At 62.3% G+C, this 13,678-nt stretch carries 14 protein-coding genes; 5 read left to right on the top strand and 9 right to left on the bottom strand.

Annotated elements, in window-relative coordinates; all coding sequences use genetic code 11:
• Positions 1-44: 44 nt before the first annotated feature.
• The 3 genes from OKW37_RS09825 to uvrB form a co-directional block, all read right to left on the bottom strand.
• A complete protein-coding gene (locus OKW37_RS09825) occupies positions 45-377 on the bottom strand; it encodes a cupredoxin domain-containing protein (RefSeq protein ID WP_429356902.1) in 333 nt (110 codons plus the stop codon).
• A 112-nt stretch (positions 378-489) separates the two neighbouring features.
• A complete protein-coding gene (locus tag OKW37_RS09820; protein WP_184032585.1) occupies positions 490-1,038 on the bottom strand; it encodes an iron transporter in 549 nt (182 codons plus the stop codon).
• A 340-nt stretch (positions 1,039-1,378) separates the two neighbouring features.
• Complete coding sequence (gene uvrB / locus OKW37_RS09815; protein WP_184062154.1) at positions 1,379-3,472, bottom strand: excinuclease ABC subunit UvrB; 2,094 nt, start codon at positions 3,470-3,472, stop codon at positions 1,379-1,381.
• Between the two features lie 510 nt (positions 3,473-3,982).
• Between uvrB and OKW37_RS09810 the strand changes: the two genes are divergently transcribed.
• Positions 3,983-5,182: an amino acid aminotransferase gene (locus tag OKW37_RS09810; protein ID WP_429406781.1), complete on the top strand. Its 1,200-nt coding sequence runs from the start codon at positions 3,983-3,985 to the stop codon at positions 5,180-5,182.
• Between the two features lie 155 nt (positions 5,183-5,337).
• Here OKW37_RS09810 and OKW37_RS09805 read toward each other — a convergent pair whose 3' ends face one another.
• Positions 5,338-6,570 (bottom strand): patatin-like phospholipase family protein, encoded by a 1,233-nt coding sequence (locus OKW37_RS09805; protein ID WP_429406783.1) that lies wholly within the window; start codon positions 6,568-6,570, stop codon positions 5,338-5,340.
• 10 nt (positions 6,571-6,580) lie between these two features.
• A complete protein-coding gene (locus tag OKW37_RS09800; RefSeq protein WP_184062157.1) occupies positions 6,581-7,378 on the bottom strand; it encodes a 3-hydroxybutyrate dehydrogenase in 798 nt (265 codons plus the stop codon).
• Between the two features lie 235 nt (positions 7,379-7,613).
• Between OKW37_RS09800 and OKW37_RS09795 the strand changes: the two genes are divergently transcribed.
• Positions 7,614-8,585 carry a potassium channel beta subunit family protein gene (locus OKW37_RS09795; protein WP_184062158.1) on the top strand — a complete coding sequence of 324 codons (972 nt, stop codon included), beginning with the start codon at positions 7,614-7,616 and terminating at the stop codon, positions 8,583-8,585.
• Between the two features lie 119 nt (positions 8,586-8,704).
• Complete coding sequence (locus OKW37_RS09790) at positions 8,705-9,550, top strand: 23S rRNA (adenine(2030)-N(6))-methyltransferase RlmJ (protein WP_184062159.1); 846 nt, start codon at positions 8,705-8,707, stop codon at positions 9,548-9,550.
• Between the two features lie 77 nt (positions 9,551-9,627).
• Here the strand turns inward: OKW37_RS09790 and OKW37_RS09785 are convergent, their stop codons facing one another.
• The 4 genes from OKW37_RS09785 to cueR form a co-directional block, all read right to left on the bottom strand.
• The gene (locus tag OKW37_RS09785; RefSeq protein ID WP_429406786.1) at positions 9,628-10,668 is read right to left on the bottom strand and encodes an ABC transporter substrate-binding protein; all 1,041 of its coding nucleotides are present in this window, start codon (positions 10,666-10,668) and stop codon (positions 9,628-9,630) included.
• A 225-nt stretch (positions 10,669-10,893) separates the two neighbouring features.
• The gene (locus tag OKW37_RS09780; protein WP_429406788.1) at positions 10,894-11,202 is read right to left on the bottom strand and encodes a hypothetical protein; all 309 of its coding nucleotides are present in this window, start codon (positions 11,200-11,202) and stop codon (positions 10,894-10,896) included.
• 287 nt (positions 11,203-11,489) lie between these two features.
• Positions 11,490-11,636, bottom strand: coding sequence for a DUF3563 family protein (locus OKW37_RS09775; RefSeq protein ID WP_429406790.1), 147 nt, complete (start codon positions 11,634-11,636; stop codon positions 11,490-11,492).
• Positions 11,637-11,930: 294 nt separating this feature from the next.
• Complete coding sequence (gene cueR / locus OKW37_RS09770) at positions 11,931-12,353, bottom strand: Cu(I)-responsive transcriptional regulator (protein ID WP_018418651.1); 423 nt, start codon at positions 12,351-12,353, stop codon at positions 11,931-11,933.
• 134 nt (positions 12,354-12,487) lie between these two features.
• Here cueR and OKW37_RS09765 point away from each other — a divergent pair, with 134 nt between their 5' ends.
• Together OKW37_RS09765 and OKW37_RS09760 are read left to right on the top strand one after the other, a co-directional pair.
• The gene (locus OKW37_RS09765) at positions 12,488-12,691 is read left to right on the top strand and encodes a heavy-metal-associated domain-containing protein (protein WP_090803824.1); all 204 of its coding nucleotides are present in this window, start codon (positions 12,488-12,490) and stop codon (positions 12,689-12,691) included.
• An 11-nt stretch (positions 12,692-12,702) separates the two neighbouring features.
• Positions 12,703-13,626 carry a dTDP-4-dehydrorhamnose reductase family protein gene (locus tag OKW37_RS09760; protein ID WP_429406792.1) on the top strand — a complete coding sequence of 308 codons (924 nt, stop codon included), beginning with the start codon at positions 12,703-12,705 and terminating at the stop codon, positions 13,624-13,626.
• The last annotated feature ends 52 nt before the right edge of the window (positions 13,627-13,678 follow it).

Genomic DNA, 13,678 nt, shown 5'->3' with positions numbered 1-13,678 from the left:
CTTGCCGTGGCGAGTTCGCGTTCGCATTCGATCGAGACCACTGCTTACTTCGCGACGATCACGCCCTGCGCCTGGTGGTGAAAGTCGTCGAAAAACTTGTATTCGCCCGGCTCCAGCGGAGCGATCACGACGAACGAATCGGCGCCCGGCGCCAGAACCTTCTCTTTACGCAACTGCACGCTTTCGAATTCGGCCGCGCCCTTGCCGGTGTTGCGTACTTCGATCTTGATACGCTGGCCTGCCGGCACTTCGATGCGGGCCGGGTTCAGTTTGCCGTCGTTCATTTCGAGCTTGAAGGTCGGCAGGTCGGCTGCATGAGCCGTGGCCGCCAGGCAAAACGCGGCGGCAAGCATCGCGATCTTTCGGTTGATTCTCATTGCCCTTTCCGGAAAACGCGACGCGCCAATGCCAGATATGACTCCGACTGTCCGCGCGCCGTCTGCTGCATTCACTGATACGTTGAGCGACCGCGTTGGCACCGCGCGCCGATCAGTAACCGCCCTTCTTGCCGATGCCAGCGAAGGTGAAGTCGTATTCGAGCGTGATTGGCTTGAACCACGGACCCACGCCGGTTTCCTTGTCGACGTGACGGCCGAACGCCATGTGGCCCATTTGCATCGGCGGTTCGACGATCAGCTTCAGGTGATACTTGCCCGGGCCTTGCAGCTTGACGTTGTCGCCGTAGTGCGGACCATCGTTCGCGACCATCGGCATCAGGTCGCCCTTCAACGGCTGGTTCGAGCCGGCCTTCGTCAGTTCGTAGTGCACCTGCAGATACGGCATCCAGTCGCCTTCGGCGAAACCGGTCGGATTGTTCTTGACCGCGTGGATGTCGGACTCGAGGTGGATGTCCGAATCCGACGCCTTGCGCATCATGCCTTCGGGTTCCATCGTGACCGGCTGCAGGTAGACCGCGCCGATTTCCATGCCGCCCTGGATCTGCTGTTTGCCGATCGGATATTCGGCGGCCGAGGCCGACAGCGCCGCGACAGCAGCTACCGCTGCCGCGCCACCGCGCACAAAGGAAGAAATCCGCATTGAAGCTCCTTGTTTCTATCAGACTGGAATCGATTTCATTGAAACGCTGCGGCCGCAAGTCAGATGTAAATTTAAATGCGAACCATTCTCAATATTGGGGCGAGTTTATCATCGATCGTTGACGAGAACAAACCTGTCAGCACGCTCTGCCTGATGTCAGCAGGGTCTTAAGGCTCGCTTAAGAAACCTTCGTGCGGCGGGGAAACAGGGACGGAATTCGTCACGGCCAAGTTGGCCGCGCCGACGGCTGCAGCGGGAGCTAAAGCGCCGGCCGATGTGAACAGGCGCGGCGAATGGCCGCGCCCTTTCGTGGTGGACAAAAGCGGTGGAGGGACGCTAGCTATTCGACGCCCGACACGTGGTCGCCGACGTTCGCGCCGAACACGCGCTGACGCAGCAGCGCTAGCTGGTCGCGGGTCTGCGCGGCCTTCTCGAATTCGAGATTCTTCGCGTGCTCCATCATCTGCTTTTCGAGGCGCTTGAGCTCCTTGGCGAGCTGCTTCTCGGACATGTCCTCGAACTTCGCGCGAGTCTGCTGCTCCTTCAACTCGGCACGCGCTTCGTCGATGTTGTACACGCCATCGATGATGTCGCGAATCCGTTTCACGACGCCGCGCGGCGTAATGCCGTGCGCGGCGTTGAACGCGATCTGCTTCGTACGGCGCCGCTCGGTTTCGTCGATCGCGCGACGCATCGAGTCCGTGATGTTGTCTCCGTACAGAATCGCCTTGCCGTTCACGTTACGCGCCGCCCGGCCGATGGTCTGGATCAGCGAACGCTCGGCGCGCAGGAAGCCTTCCTTGTCCGCGTCGAGAATCGCGACGAGCGACACCTCGGGAATATCGAGCCCCTCGCGCAGCAGGTTGATCCCGACCAGCACGTCGAACGCGCCGAGACGCAGATCGCGGATGATCTCGACGCGCTCGACCGTGTCGATGTCGCTGTGCAGATAGCGCACCTTGATGCCGTGGTCGGCCAGGAACTCGGTGAGCTGCTCGGCCATCCGCTTGGTCAGCGTCGTGACCAGCACGCGGTCGCCGGCCTTGATGCGCTCGTTGATCTCGCCAAGCACGTCGTCGACCTGGCTGCGCGCCGGCCGCACCTCGATTTCAGGGTCGACGAGGCCGGTCGGACGCACAAGCTGTTCGGCGACCTGCCCCGCGGTCCTCTTCTCGTAATCGGCGGGCGTCGCCGACACGAACACGACCTGGCGCATCTTGCGCTCGAACTCGTTGAACTTGAGCGGCCGGTTGTCGAGCGCCGACGGCAGCCGGAAGCCGTAGTCGACGAGGTTTTCCTTGCGCGCGCGGTCGCCGTTGTACATGCCGTTCAGCTGGCCAATCAGCACGTGCGATTCGTCGAGCATCATGATCGCGTCGGGCGGCAGGTAATCGACGAGCGTCGGCGGCGGCTCGCCCGGCGCCGCGCCCGAGAAGTGCCGCGAATAGTTCTCGATGCCCTTGCAGAAACCGAGCTCCTGCAGCATTTCGAGGTCAAAACGGGTGCGCTGCTCGAGGCGCTGCGCCTCGACGAGCTTGCCTTGGCTATAGAAGAATTCGAGGCGCTCGCGCAGCTCGGCCTTGATCGTTTCGACGGCGCGCAGCACGGTATCGCGCGGCGTCACGTAGTGCGACGACGGATACACGGTAAAGCGCGGAATTTTCTGTCGCACGCGGCCGGTGAGCGGATCGAATAGCTGCAGTGTTTCGATTTCGTCGTCGAACAGCTCGACGCGCACCGCCATCTCGGCGTGCTCGGCCGGGAAGATATCGATCGTGTCGCCGCGCACGCGGAACGAGCCGCGCTGGAAGTCGGCTTCGTTGCGGCTGTACTGCATCGCGATCAGCCGCGCGATGACGTCGCGCTGGCCGAGCCGATCGCCGGTGCGCAGCGTCAGGATCATCTTGTGGTATTCGGACGGATTGCCGATACCGTAAATCGCCGACACCGTCGCGACGATCACCACGTCGCGCCGCTCCATCAGGCTCTTGGTCGCCGACAGCCGCATCTGCTCGATATGCTCGTTGATCGACGAGTCTTTCTCGATGAACAGATCGCGCTGCGGCACATACGCTTCCGGCTGGTAGTAGTCGTAGTACGAAACGAAGTACTCGACCGCGTTGCGCGGAAAGAACTCGCGGAACTCCGAATACAGCTGCGCGGCGAGCGTCTTGTTCGGCGCGAACACGATCGCCGGGCGGCCGAGCCGCGCGATCGTGTTGGCCATCGTGAAAGTCTTGCCGGACCCGGTCACGCCGAGCAGCGTCTGGAACGCGAGACCGTCGCCGACGCCTTCGACGAGCGTGTCGATGGCCGTGGGCTGGTCGCCGGCGGGCGGATACGGCTGGTAGAGCTTGAACGGTGAACCTTCGAACGCGATGAATTTTGATTCGTCGAGCGTATCGTCGGCTTCAGTCAGATGGTGTTCGGACATGAGGGGCGGCACCGGGCCTTGGGCAAAGAATCATTCTAACGGGTTGCGGAAAGCGAAGATCGAGCGGGCTTACGTAGGGCTGCCCTGGGCGCCGGTGTGTTATGGCCCTTTGCGGACTTGCGCGCCCTGACGGGGTTTACCGCGAACTCCCATGCCGGGCTCTGTCCTCCACGCCACGCGTCATCGTGGCGCAGTCAGCGCCAATGGGCAGCGCACCTCGGCCTGTTCGCGCCGTCGACATCGCCACGCCCGCTCGAATTCCTTACTGCCACATGGCTCTCCAGTGCCTGTTTTTCAAGCAAATAATCGCCTTTTGCCCGTCTGGTCGTCCGAAAAAAGCGCCCGGATTCGTTACAATGCGAAGTTGCGCTCGCTCGCCGCTGTCCATAGGCCGTCCCCGATTTTCGCGTTTCGTCGAACTCACGCCCACCCGCGAAACGCCGCCGACGCCCCAGATGAGGCCGCTCGCGCGCGAAGCCGCCCTCTTTTCACTACTGCTGCCCACCCATCATGTCTCTGTTCTCCGCCGTCGAACTTGCTCCCCGCGACCCGATTCTGGGCCTGAACGAAGCTTTCAACGCCGATACGCGCGCCACCAAAGTCAACCTCGGCGTTGGCGTGTACTTCAATGAAGAAGGCAAGATTCCGCTGCTGCGCGCCGTGCGCGAGGCGGAAAAGGCCCGCGTCGAAGCCGCGCTGCCGCGTGGCTATCTGCCGATCGAAGGTATCGCCGCTTACGATGCCGCCGTGCAAAAGCTGCTGCTCGGCAACGACTCGCCGCTGGTCGCGGCCGGCCGCGTCGTCACGGCGCAGGCGCTGGGCGGCACGGGCGCGCTGAAGATCGGCGCGGACTTCCTGAAGCGCGTGAATCCGAATAGCAAGGTCGCGATCAGCGATCCGAGCTGGGAAAATCACCGCGCGCTGTTCGAAGGCGCGGGCTTCGTCGTCGAATCGTATCCGTACTATGACGCGCAGACGCACGGCGTGAACTTCGACGGCATGTTGAGCGCGCTGAACAGCTATGAGGCGGGCACGATCGTCGTGCTGCACGCGTGCTGCCATAACCCGACCGGCGTCGACCTGAGCGTCGAGCAGTGGAAGCAGGTCGTCGAGGTCGTCAAGGCGCGCAACCTCGTGCCGTTCCTCGATATCGCCTACCAGGGCTTCGGCGACAACATCGAAGCGGACGCGGCAGCCGTGCGTCTGTTCGCGGCGCAGGAACTGAACGTGTTCGTGTCTTCGTCGTTCTCGAAGTCGTTCTCGCTGTACGGCGAGCGCGTCGGCGCACTGTCGATCATCACCGCGAGCAAGGAAGAAGCGGCGCGCGTGCTGTCGCAACTGAAACGCGTGATCCGCACCAACTACTCGAACCCGCCGACGCACGGCGGCTCGGTGGTCGCGGCCGTGCTCGCATCGCCGGAACTGCGCGCGACGTGGGAAAGCGAACTGGGCGAAATGCGCGAGCGCATCCGCGCGATGCGCAATGGTCTCGTCGAGCGTCTGAAGGCAAGCGGCGTTGATCGTGACTTCAGCTTCGTGAACGCACAGCGCGGCATGTTCTCGTACTCGGGTCTGACGGCACCGCAAGTGGACCGTCTTCGCGAAGAGTTCGGTATCTATGCGGTCAGCACGGGCCGCATCTGCGTGGCTGCGCTCAATACGCGCAATCTCGACGTCGTCGCCACCGCGATTGCTCACGTGCTGAAGTAAGGCGATTCACAGCGCGGAGGTTTGCCGTGCAAGTGCAGCAGGTTCGCCGCTGCCATCGCCTGCAAAAACGGCGCCCTTTTCTGAAAGGGCGCCGTTTTTTTATTTTCTGACGGTTCGGCCTTGGTTGGCGCGGCGTCGGGGCTCTCCGCGAGGAATCAGCGCGAATCCCGATGAATATCGTGGGTGACGAACCCGGCATCGTTTTCCGGCATATCGAGCCAGTCGGGCTGCTCGAGAGAACGGAGAATATCTTCGAGACCGCTTCGCCAATGCTCGCGCATCGTCGACAGACCGAATTGAAAGTCCTTGTAGTGTCCTTCGTATTCCTTGTGCCGGTAGATCAGGTGAATCACGTTGTAGCGCTTTGAACACGACAGATCTTCGGCCAGCTTGCACCACGGATCGTCGCGTTGGTCTTCTGGCACACGGTCCAGCACCTCGCGCAGTACGTGGCGGAAACGCTGCGAGCGCTGCAGCATGTCGGTCACGAGACGCGTACGGCTCGAATACTGGATGTCTTTCATGCGGCCCTGCACGTCGGTGAGGTTGTCCGGCACCGGCCCGATCGCACTCCATAGGTCGACCTGAAACGCGAGCGTGTCGCGACGCGGCGTGGACTGGAGCATCTCGTAGAGCGGCGTATTCGACATCAGGCCGCCGTCCCAGTAGAACTGACCGTCGATCTCGACAGCCGCGAAGCCCGGCGGCAACGCGCCAGACGCTATGAAATGCTCGGGCCTGAGCGTGGTGCGGGTATTGTCGAAGTACGCGAAATTGCCCGTGCCGCAATTCACCGCGCCCACCGACACGCGTATTTCGCCGGAATTAATCCGGTCGAAATCACACAGCGACTCGAGCGTGGCCTTCAGCGGCGTGGTGTCGTAGTAGCTCGCCAATTGCGGCGGACCGGACACCGTGGGCAACGGCGGTGGGAAACGCGGCACGAAAAAGCCCTTTTGCCCTTCGACGATCGCGCTCATTGCCTGCGCTGCCGTAAATGCCTTGCGCACCGCTTCGCTCGAATTGAACAGCAGGTGTTCGATCGGAGCCGGCAAGGGCGCCCCGAACGCCGGCTGGCAGATCGTCTCCCAGAATTGCAGCAGACGCTCGACGCGTCGTTGCGGTGGATTGCCCGCAATGATCGCCGTATTCAGTGCACCGATCGAGATGCCCGCGATCCAGTTCGGTTCGATGCCGGCTTCGTAAAGTCCCTGAAAGACGCCGGCCTGATAGGCGCCGAGCGCGCCGCCGCCTTGCAGCATCAGCGCGACGGTTTCGTAGTTGGGCAACCGGAGATGCCGGAGCGGGCGGGCGGCGACCGACGGCCCCGCGCCCTCCCCGTCGCCCGACACGCCCACCCGTGCCCGCTTCAGATTGCGTTGCGCCATGGGCCGCCCCTTAGTGCATGTACCAGCCGTGGCTCACGACGAACGACTGGCCGGTCAGCGCCGCGCTCGGGAATGTCGACAGGAACAGCACGGTCTGCGCGACGTCTTCGACCGTCGTGAAGATACCGTCGACGGTACCGCCCAGCATCACGCGCTTGATCACTTCCTCTTCGCTGATGCCGAATTCTTTCGCCTGCTCGGGAATCTGCTTGTCGACGAGCGGCGTGCGCACGAAGCCCGGACACACGACGTGCGAACGCACGTTATGCGCAGCGCCCTCCTTGGCAAGCACGCGCGACAGGCCCAGCAGAGCGTGCTTCGCGGTCACGTACGCCGACTTCAGCGGCGAGGCGAGATGCGAGTGGACCGAGCCCATGTAAATCACGACGCCGCCGCGATTGTCCTTGTACATGTGCTTGAGCGCGGCCTTGGTGGTCAGGAACGCGCCGTCCACGTGAATGGCCTGCATCTTCTTCCAGTCCGAGAACGAATAGTTTTCGATCGGATTGACGATCTGGATGCCGGCGTTGGAAACGAGAATGTCGATCGAACCGAATTCCTCGGCGACCTTGTCGATCCCCTGGTTGACGGCATCTTCGTTCGTCACGTCCATTGCCACGCCGATTGCCTTACCGCCGCCCTTTCTGATTTCTTCAGCCACGGCGTTCGCGCCGTCCTGGTTCAGGTCGGCGATCGCGACCACAGCACCCGCGGCCGACAGAGTCAACGCGATCTGTTTGCCGATGCCGCTCGCGGCACCAGTGACGACGGCAACTTTGCCGTTCAGATTCGAGTTCAGAGACGACATCCAGAACCTCCATGCAGTTGATGAGCAATGAGACCACGAGACCGCGCGCGGCGAGAAGTCGGCCAAACGGTATAGACCGTTCGGCGGATGCAGCGCGGCGGCCGACTTTGCTATTGTGCATGAACCCTGTGAACGACATAGGTAAAACGCACATCGAGCCGTATCTCTTTAAACTGGACGCTTTCGGGCTGAATCCGGGCTCCATTCCCGTGGCATCACCAACCAGGAGACATGCATGAATTATCGACGTCTGGGCCGCTCGGGCCTGCAAGTGAGCGAGTTGTCCATCGGCTCATGGGTCACGTACGGCAACCAGGTGGATCACCGCGCCGCGCGCGAATCGCTTGCCGCTGCGCGCGACGCGGGCGTCAATTTCTTCGACAACGCCGAAGTCTACGCGGGCGGCAAATCCGAGGAGATCATGGGCCATGCGTTGAAGGAGCTCGCGTGGCCGCGCGTGAGCTACGTCGTGTCGACGAAATTCTTCTGGGGACTCAACGAAGCGCCGAACCAGTACCACACGCTGAACCGCAAGTACCTGATGAACGCGATCGACGCGTCGCTGAAGCGCCTGCAGCTCGACTATGTGGATCTCGTGTTCTGTCATCGTCCGGACCCGAACACGCCGGTCGAGGAAACGGTGTGGGCAATGAGCGACATGATCGCGCGCGGCAAGGCGCTGTACTGGGGCACCTCGGAATGGAGCGCCGACGAGATTCGCGCCGCCTATGAAATCGCCGAGCGGCATCATCTGCACAAGCCGGTCATGGAGCAGCCGCAATACAACCTGTTTCACCGCAAACGCGTCGAGCAGGAATACAAACGGCTCTACGAGGACATCGGCCTCGGCCTGACCACGTGGAGCCCACTCGCATCGGGTCTGCTCACCGGCAAATATCGTGACGGCGTGCCAGCCGACAGTCGCGCGCAGTTGCAGGGCTATGACTGGCTGCGCCAGCAGCTCACGGACCCGACCCGGAACAACGTGGTCGGCCAGCTCGGCGCGGTCGCCGACGAGCTCGGCTGCACGGTCGGTCAGCTCGCGATCGCGTGGATTCTGAAGAATCCGAATGTCAGCACGGTGATCACGGGCGCCTCGCGGGTCGAACAGATCGGCGAAAACATGCAGTCCGCCGAGGTGGCCAAGCGCATCACACCGGAGATAAAGCAGCGGATCGAGGAGATCATCGGCGACGCGCACGAGTAATCGCGCGCGCAGCGCCACGCACCGGGTGGCTAACCGGGCACGCGCGGTCGCGTACAATACGCGACCGCGCGTCGCCGGCTCCTTCGGGCCAGCCTGCGCTCTCTCAGCGTCCTCTCATCATGCTCAGCTACCGCCACGCCTTTCATGCCGGCAATCACGCCGACGTTCTGAAACACGCCGTCGTGTTGCAGCTCCTGCGCTACCTTGGCCAGAAGGACAAAGCCTACTGGTATATCGACACCCACGCGGGCGCCGGCGTTTACTCGCTGAAGGAAGGCTACGCGACGAAGACCGGCGAGTTCGAAACGGGTATTGCGAAACTGTGGGGCCGCAACGATCTCCCGCCGCTGTTCGCCGAATACGTCGATGAAGTCAGCGCGCTCAATGCCGATGGCCAGTTGCATTTTTATCCGGGCTCGCCGTATCTTGCGTGGCGACAACTGCGCGCGCAGGATCGTATGCGGCTCTTCGAATTGCACAGCACCGAAATCGACGTGCTGCGCCACAATTTTCGCGACGCGGGCCGACGCGCAATGCTGTATGCGGGCGACGGCTTCGACGGGATTCTCACGCTGTTGCCGCCCGCGCCGCGCCGCGCGCTGATCCTGCTCGACCCGTCGTATGAAGACAAGCGCGATTACGGGCGCACGCTGCGCTGTGTCGAGGAAAGTCTGAAGCGGTTTCCGACCGGCACGTACGCGGTCTGGTATCCGCAGGTCAAGCGCCCTGAGTCGCAGCGCTTTCCCGATCAACTGAAGCAGTTGCAGAAGGACAACTGGCTGCACGTCAGCCTGAGCGTCAGCAATCCGCCGGAAGACGGCTATGGGCTGTTCGGTAGCGGCATGTTCATCCTGAATCCGCCGTATACGCTCGCCAAGACGCTGAAGGATCAGATGCCATGGCTCGTCAAAACGCTCGGCGAGGACAAGGCTGCGACGTTCAAGGTCGAATATCGCGGCAATTGAACGTGATGAGCGGCGCGTGAGCGTGCCGCGCGCGGTTCCCCGTCAGCTGTCTTGCGCAACCCGATCTCCGCATACGCTCACTTGAACTGCGCGGCCGCCTTGCTCGCGAACTGGTTCGTATAGGTAGCACCCAGATCGATCTTCTTCGGATCGAGCCGGCTATCGAACGACGACAACGCGCGCAGCGACGTCGCCGGGCCATCAGCGGGCATCAGTCCGTCCGGCGAATACGCGTCGCGCACGTTGTGAAAGGCGTCGAGATAGAGCGTCGGGTCGCCCAATAGATAGGCTTGCGGCACCATCTTCAGCAGATCCGCGTCGCTCGCAGTCTGCAGCCAATGATTCGCACGCACGATCGCGTTGGTCAGCGCCTGCGTTGTCTTCGGATTTTTCTGGATGAAGCTTTCGGCCGCGTAAAGCGTCGCCGCGGGCATCATGCCGCCGAACACCTCCTGCGTGCCTTTCACCGTGCGCGTATCGACAAGCACCTTGATGGCGCCGCTACGCGTGAGCTTGGTCATCATTGGATCGACATTGGACAGCGCGTCGATCTGCCCACTGCCCACTGCGGCCAGCACCGTCGCGCCGCTGCCGACACCGATCGCCGAAATGTCGCTGCGCTGCACGCCGGCCTTGCGCAACGCAACGGTGAGCACGAGATCCGTCGACGAACCCGGTGCGCTCACGCCGACCTTCGCGCCTTTGAAGTCCGCGAGCGACTTGATCTGATTGGCCTTCGACTTCACCACGCCGATCACGATCTGCGGTGCGCGGCCCATCAACACGAACGCGCGATAGTGCTGCCCCTTCGCCTGCATGAACAACGTGTGCTCGAACGCGCCCGCGCCGACTTCGGCGCTGCCGCCCACCACCGCTTCGAGCGCTTTCGAGCCGCCCGCGAAATCTTCGAGCGTGACGTTCAGGCCTTCGTCCTTGAAGTAGCCGAGCTGCTGTGCGGCGAGGACCGGCAGATAGTACAGGCCAGGTAAGCCGCCGACGGCCATCGTCAGTGTCGGCATTTCCGGTGTGTCCTTCGCGAACCCAGCGCCGGGCAACGCAGCCAGTGCGAGCAGCATCACGCAGGTGCGCGTCGCACGCTGCATCCATTGATTGAGCATGGTGACGTCTCCTTGTTGTGTTTTCCGTTCGAAGCAGTGACGCAGGCGCACATGCCGAGATCGAAGCTCACGGCGGCGAGGCGCGCAACGATTGTCGTCGGACGGTTTCACGGACGCCATGCGCCCAAACCCGAATGAGATTGTCGGGTGCGAGGCAAGCTGGCGTATGGGGGAGAAACGGGACCGCGCAGAAGCACCGCCGACGATCTCTCGCGCCGTCGGTACCTATTGCGGAAGGGGCACCGCTCGAGGCATCGGCCGCGGCACGCCACCACCCGTCGGCAACTGGATATACGGCGCGACCACGAACGGCGGCGACGATTCCGGAGGCAGCTCGACCGGTGCCGCGATTGGCGGCGCGGCGACGATCGGCTCCGGCGCAGGCGGCGAGCTCAGCAGTACGGTACCGCTCTGGCCATTATTGACGCCGCCAAGCGTATCGAGGATCACGGCGGGACGCCCGTTATCGGACACCGCGAATGCGTCCGACGCGGCGCAGAGGGCGGCGAGCGTCGCCATGGCGGCTGCGGCCATCACGGCTCGGAAAGTTTGCAGCGAACGGACGGAGGACATGGACAGCCCGATTGGTTATGAATGCCGTCTTGCGCGAAAAACGCCATACATTACCGCGGGCCGCGTTACGAAGCTAGTCGATATTCGCCATCAGCAGCTTTCTTGCGCCGTTCACTCGAAAAAACGTTGAAGGGACACGCGGATTTCGATGTCCAGATACGACAAAGCCCCGCTTTGACGGGGCTCGACATTGGTACTGCACGGCCGCGCAAAAGCAGGCGCCGCCAGGTCAAACTCAAAGCGGAAACTTACAGCGAATAGCCGTTGGTTTCGAGCGAACGGATGCGCTGTTCGAGCTGAACGATATCCGACGACGAGGCGAGATATGCCTCACGACGGCTACGTTCCGCGGTTTCGAACCAGTTGCTGAGCGTCTCAAGAAGGAATGCAAACATGATGTTCTCCAAGGATCAGATCAAATCCCCGGTGATTTGGCATCAGGGATTTCCCGTAAAGGGTTAACCCGTATTATAGCCTTAAGGTGCAACCTGAACAGTGAAATGCCCGCATGGTGTGCATTCCGTTTTGGAATAGTGCACTCGAAAGGTGCAATGCAGTTCCTGATTTTATTGCGATTCATCCAGGCGTCCTTTAAGTGGACATCGTTTTCGCAATTTTTATGCGCACTTTCGGTGCATGAATCGCTCGACCTTGAGAATCGGCAGGCTGGGTTGCACTTCGATCAGCCGCTAAAGCGGGCGGCAACCTTGTCCGGATACAAGATCGGTGTCCGCCAGTCGCTCGATAATCGGACAATCTGGCCGGTCATCACCATGGCAATGATCGGCCAGATGCGCGAGAGTGTCGCGCATGTCCGTCAGTTCGGCGATGCGGCGATCGAGTTCGGCGACATGTTCGAGCGCGATCCGCTTTACTTCGGCACTTGCACGCGAGCGGTCGTGCCATAGAGCAAGCAGCCGCCGGATATCCTCGACCAGAAATCCGAGCCGGCGAGCCTGGCGAATAAAGCGCAAGGAATGCACTTCCTGCGGGCCATACACGCGATAACCGGCACTCGTGCGCGCCTTCGCAGTCAGTAGGCCGACACTTTCGTAGTAGCGGATCATTTTTGCCGTAACGCCCGACACGCGGGCCGCTTCGCCTATGTTCATGACTGTTTCCTCAAGGTTGCGGCTGAACTCCAATCGATCCTACACCTTCCCATGGTGGGAAGGTCAGCTACCCAAACAGGGTACGGCAGGCATAATTCGACTATCCGCAATCTGATTCCGCCGAGGTCTTTGCAATGACAATCGAACTCCATGTAGAAGGCATGAGCTGCCAGCACTGCGTTGCCGCTGTCACGAGCGCGATTCGCGAGCACGACGCCGCCGCGCAGGTTCAGGTGGATCTCGCGACCGGCCGCGTGCTCGTGGAGTCGGCGCAACCCGTCGATGCGCTGAAGGCCGCGATTGACGAGGCCGGATACACGGTCACGTCTGTGCGCTGAGGGTGCCGCGCATGTTCAAGGTTGCCGTAATAGGTGGTTCCGGATTGCTCGGCCGCGCGCTCAACGACGAACTCGCGCGCCAAACCGGCTGGCAGACCGTCTCCACCGCATATAGCCGAACGTCTCCGCGAATGGTCGCGTTGGATGTTCGCGATAGCGTTGCGGTCGAGCGTTTCATCGACCGCGTAGCGCCGGATGCCGTCGTGATTGCCGCGGCGGAGCGCCGTCCCGATGTATGCGAGCGCGATCCGGCGCTTGCTCGCGCGCTGAACGTCGATGCCGTGCGAATGATCGCCGGGGCGGCGAACCGACACGGCGCGTGGACACTGTCGATCTCGACCGACTACGTGTTCGACGGCACGCACCCGCCCTATCGTCACGACAGCACACCTGCGCCACTGAACGCGTACGGACAGAGCAAGCTCGAAGGCGAGCGAGCGCTGACCGACACGGCCGAGGGCGGATGCGTGCTGCGTCTGCCGCTGCTATATGGTCCGATCGTCAGTTGGTCGGAATCGGCCGTGACTAGCCTCGTGCCGGCGATTGCGGCGGCGGCGGCGCCGGGGGCCCAGGCTGCCAGGATGGACGCTTGGGCGATCCGCTATCCTACGTTCACGCCCGATGTCGCTTTCGTGATCCGACAGATGCTCGAGCGGCACGCGCGCGGCGACACGGTCTCTGGCATCGTGCAATGGTCGGGCGACGAACCGATGAACAAGTACGAGATCGCCATGCGCCTGGCAGAAGCGTTGCAACTCGACGCGCGCCTGACGCCCCAGCGCACACCCACCGACGCGACGCCGCGCCCGCACAACTGTCATCTGGCATCGAGCCGTTTAGAGGTACTCGGAATCGGCCGACGCACGCCTTTCGATATGGCGATCCGGGAGGTGCTGGCCGCGTTTCCGTGGCAGGGACAGGCAACTTCCGTATGATCCGGCGCCTTGCGTGCGTACGGTAAGCGGCTGGCGAACCCACGTTGACGAA

Source organism: Paraburkholderia sp. MM5482-R2 (genome assembly GCF_050436125.1).
In the GTDB taxonomy this organism is placed as follows: domain Bacteria; phylum Pseudomonadota; class Gammaproteobacteria; order Burkholderiales; family Burkholderiaceae; genus Paraburkholderia; species Paraburkholderia tuberum.
Note: the sequence above shows the minus strand (reverse complement) of the source record. Positions and strands in the feature narration are given on the sequence as shown.

Coding starts and splice junctions, on each gene's coding strand:
- OKW37_RS09825 (WP_429356902.1), bottom strand. CDS start 377: ATGAGAATCAACCGAAAGATCGCGATGCTTGCCGCCGCGTTTTGCCTG.
- OKW37_RS09820 (WP_184032585.1), bottom strand. CDS start 1,038: ATGCGGATTTCTTCCTTTGTGCGCGGTGGCGCGGCAGCGGTAGCTGCT.
- uvrB (WP_184062154.1), bottom strand. CDS start 3,472: ATGTCCGAACACCATCTGACTGAAGCCGACGATACGCTCGACGAATCA.
- OKW37_RS09810 (WP_429406781.1), top strand. CDS start 3,983: ATGTCTCTGTTCTCCGCCGTCGAACTTGCTCCCCGCGACCCGATTCTG.
- OKW37_RS09805 (WP_429406783.1), bottom strand. CDS start 6,570: ATGGCGCAACGCAATCTGAAGCGGGCACGGGTGGGCGTGTCGGGCGAC.
- OKW37_RS09800 (WP_184062157.1), bottom strand. CDS start 7,378: ATGTCGTCTCTGAACTCGAATCTGAACGGCAAAGTTGCCGTCGTCACT.
- OKW37_RS09795 (WP_184062158.1), top strand. CDS start 7,614: ATGAATTATCGACGTCTGGGCCGCTCGGGCCTGCAAGTGAGCGAGTTG.
- OKW37_RS09790 (WP_184062159.1), top strand. CDS start 8,705: ATGCTCAGCTACCGCCACGCCTTTCATGCCGGCAATCACGCCGACGTT.
- OKW37_RS09785 (WP_429406786.1), bottom strand. CDS start 10,668: ATGCTCAATCAATGGATGCAGCGTGCGACGCGCACCTGCGTGATGCTG.
- OKW37_RS09780 (WP_429406788.1), bottom strand. CDS start 11,202: ATGGCCGCAGCCGCCATGGCGACGCTCGCCGCCCTCTGCGCCGCGTCG.
- OKW37_RS09775 (WP_429406790.1), bottom strand. CDS start 11,636: ATGTTTGCATTCCTTCTTGAGACGCTCAGCAACTGGTTCGAAACCGCG.
- cueR (WP_018418651.1), bottom strand. CDS start 12,353: ATGAACATAGGCGAAGCGGCCCGCGTGTCGGGCGTTACGGCAAAAATG.
- OKW37_RS09765 (WP_090803824.1), top strand. CDS start 12,488: ATGACAATCGAACTCCATGTAGAAGGCATGAGCTGCCAGCACTGCGTT.
- OKW37_RS09760 (WP_429406792.1), top strand. CDS start 12,703: ATGTTCAAGGTTGCCGTAATAGGTGGTTCCGGATTGCTCGGCCGCGCG.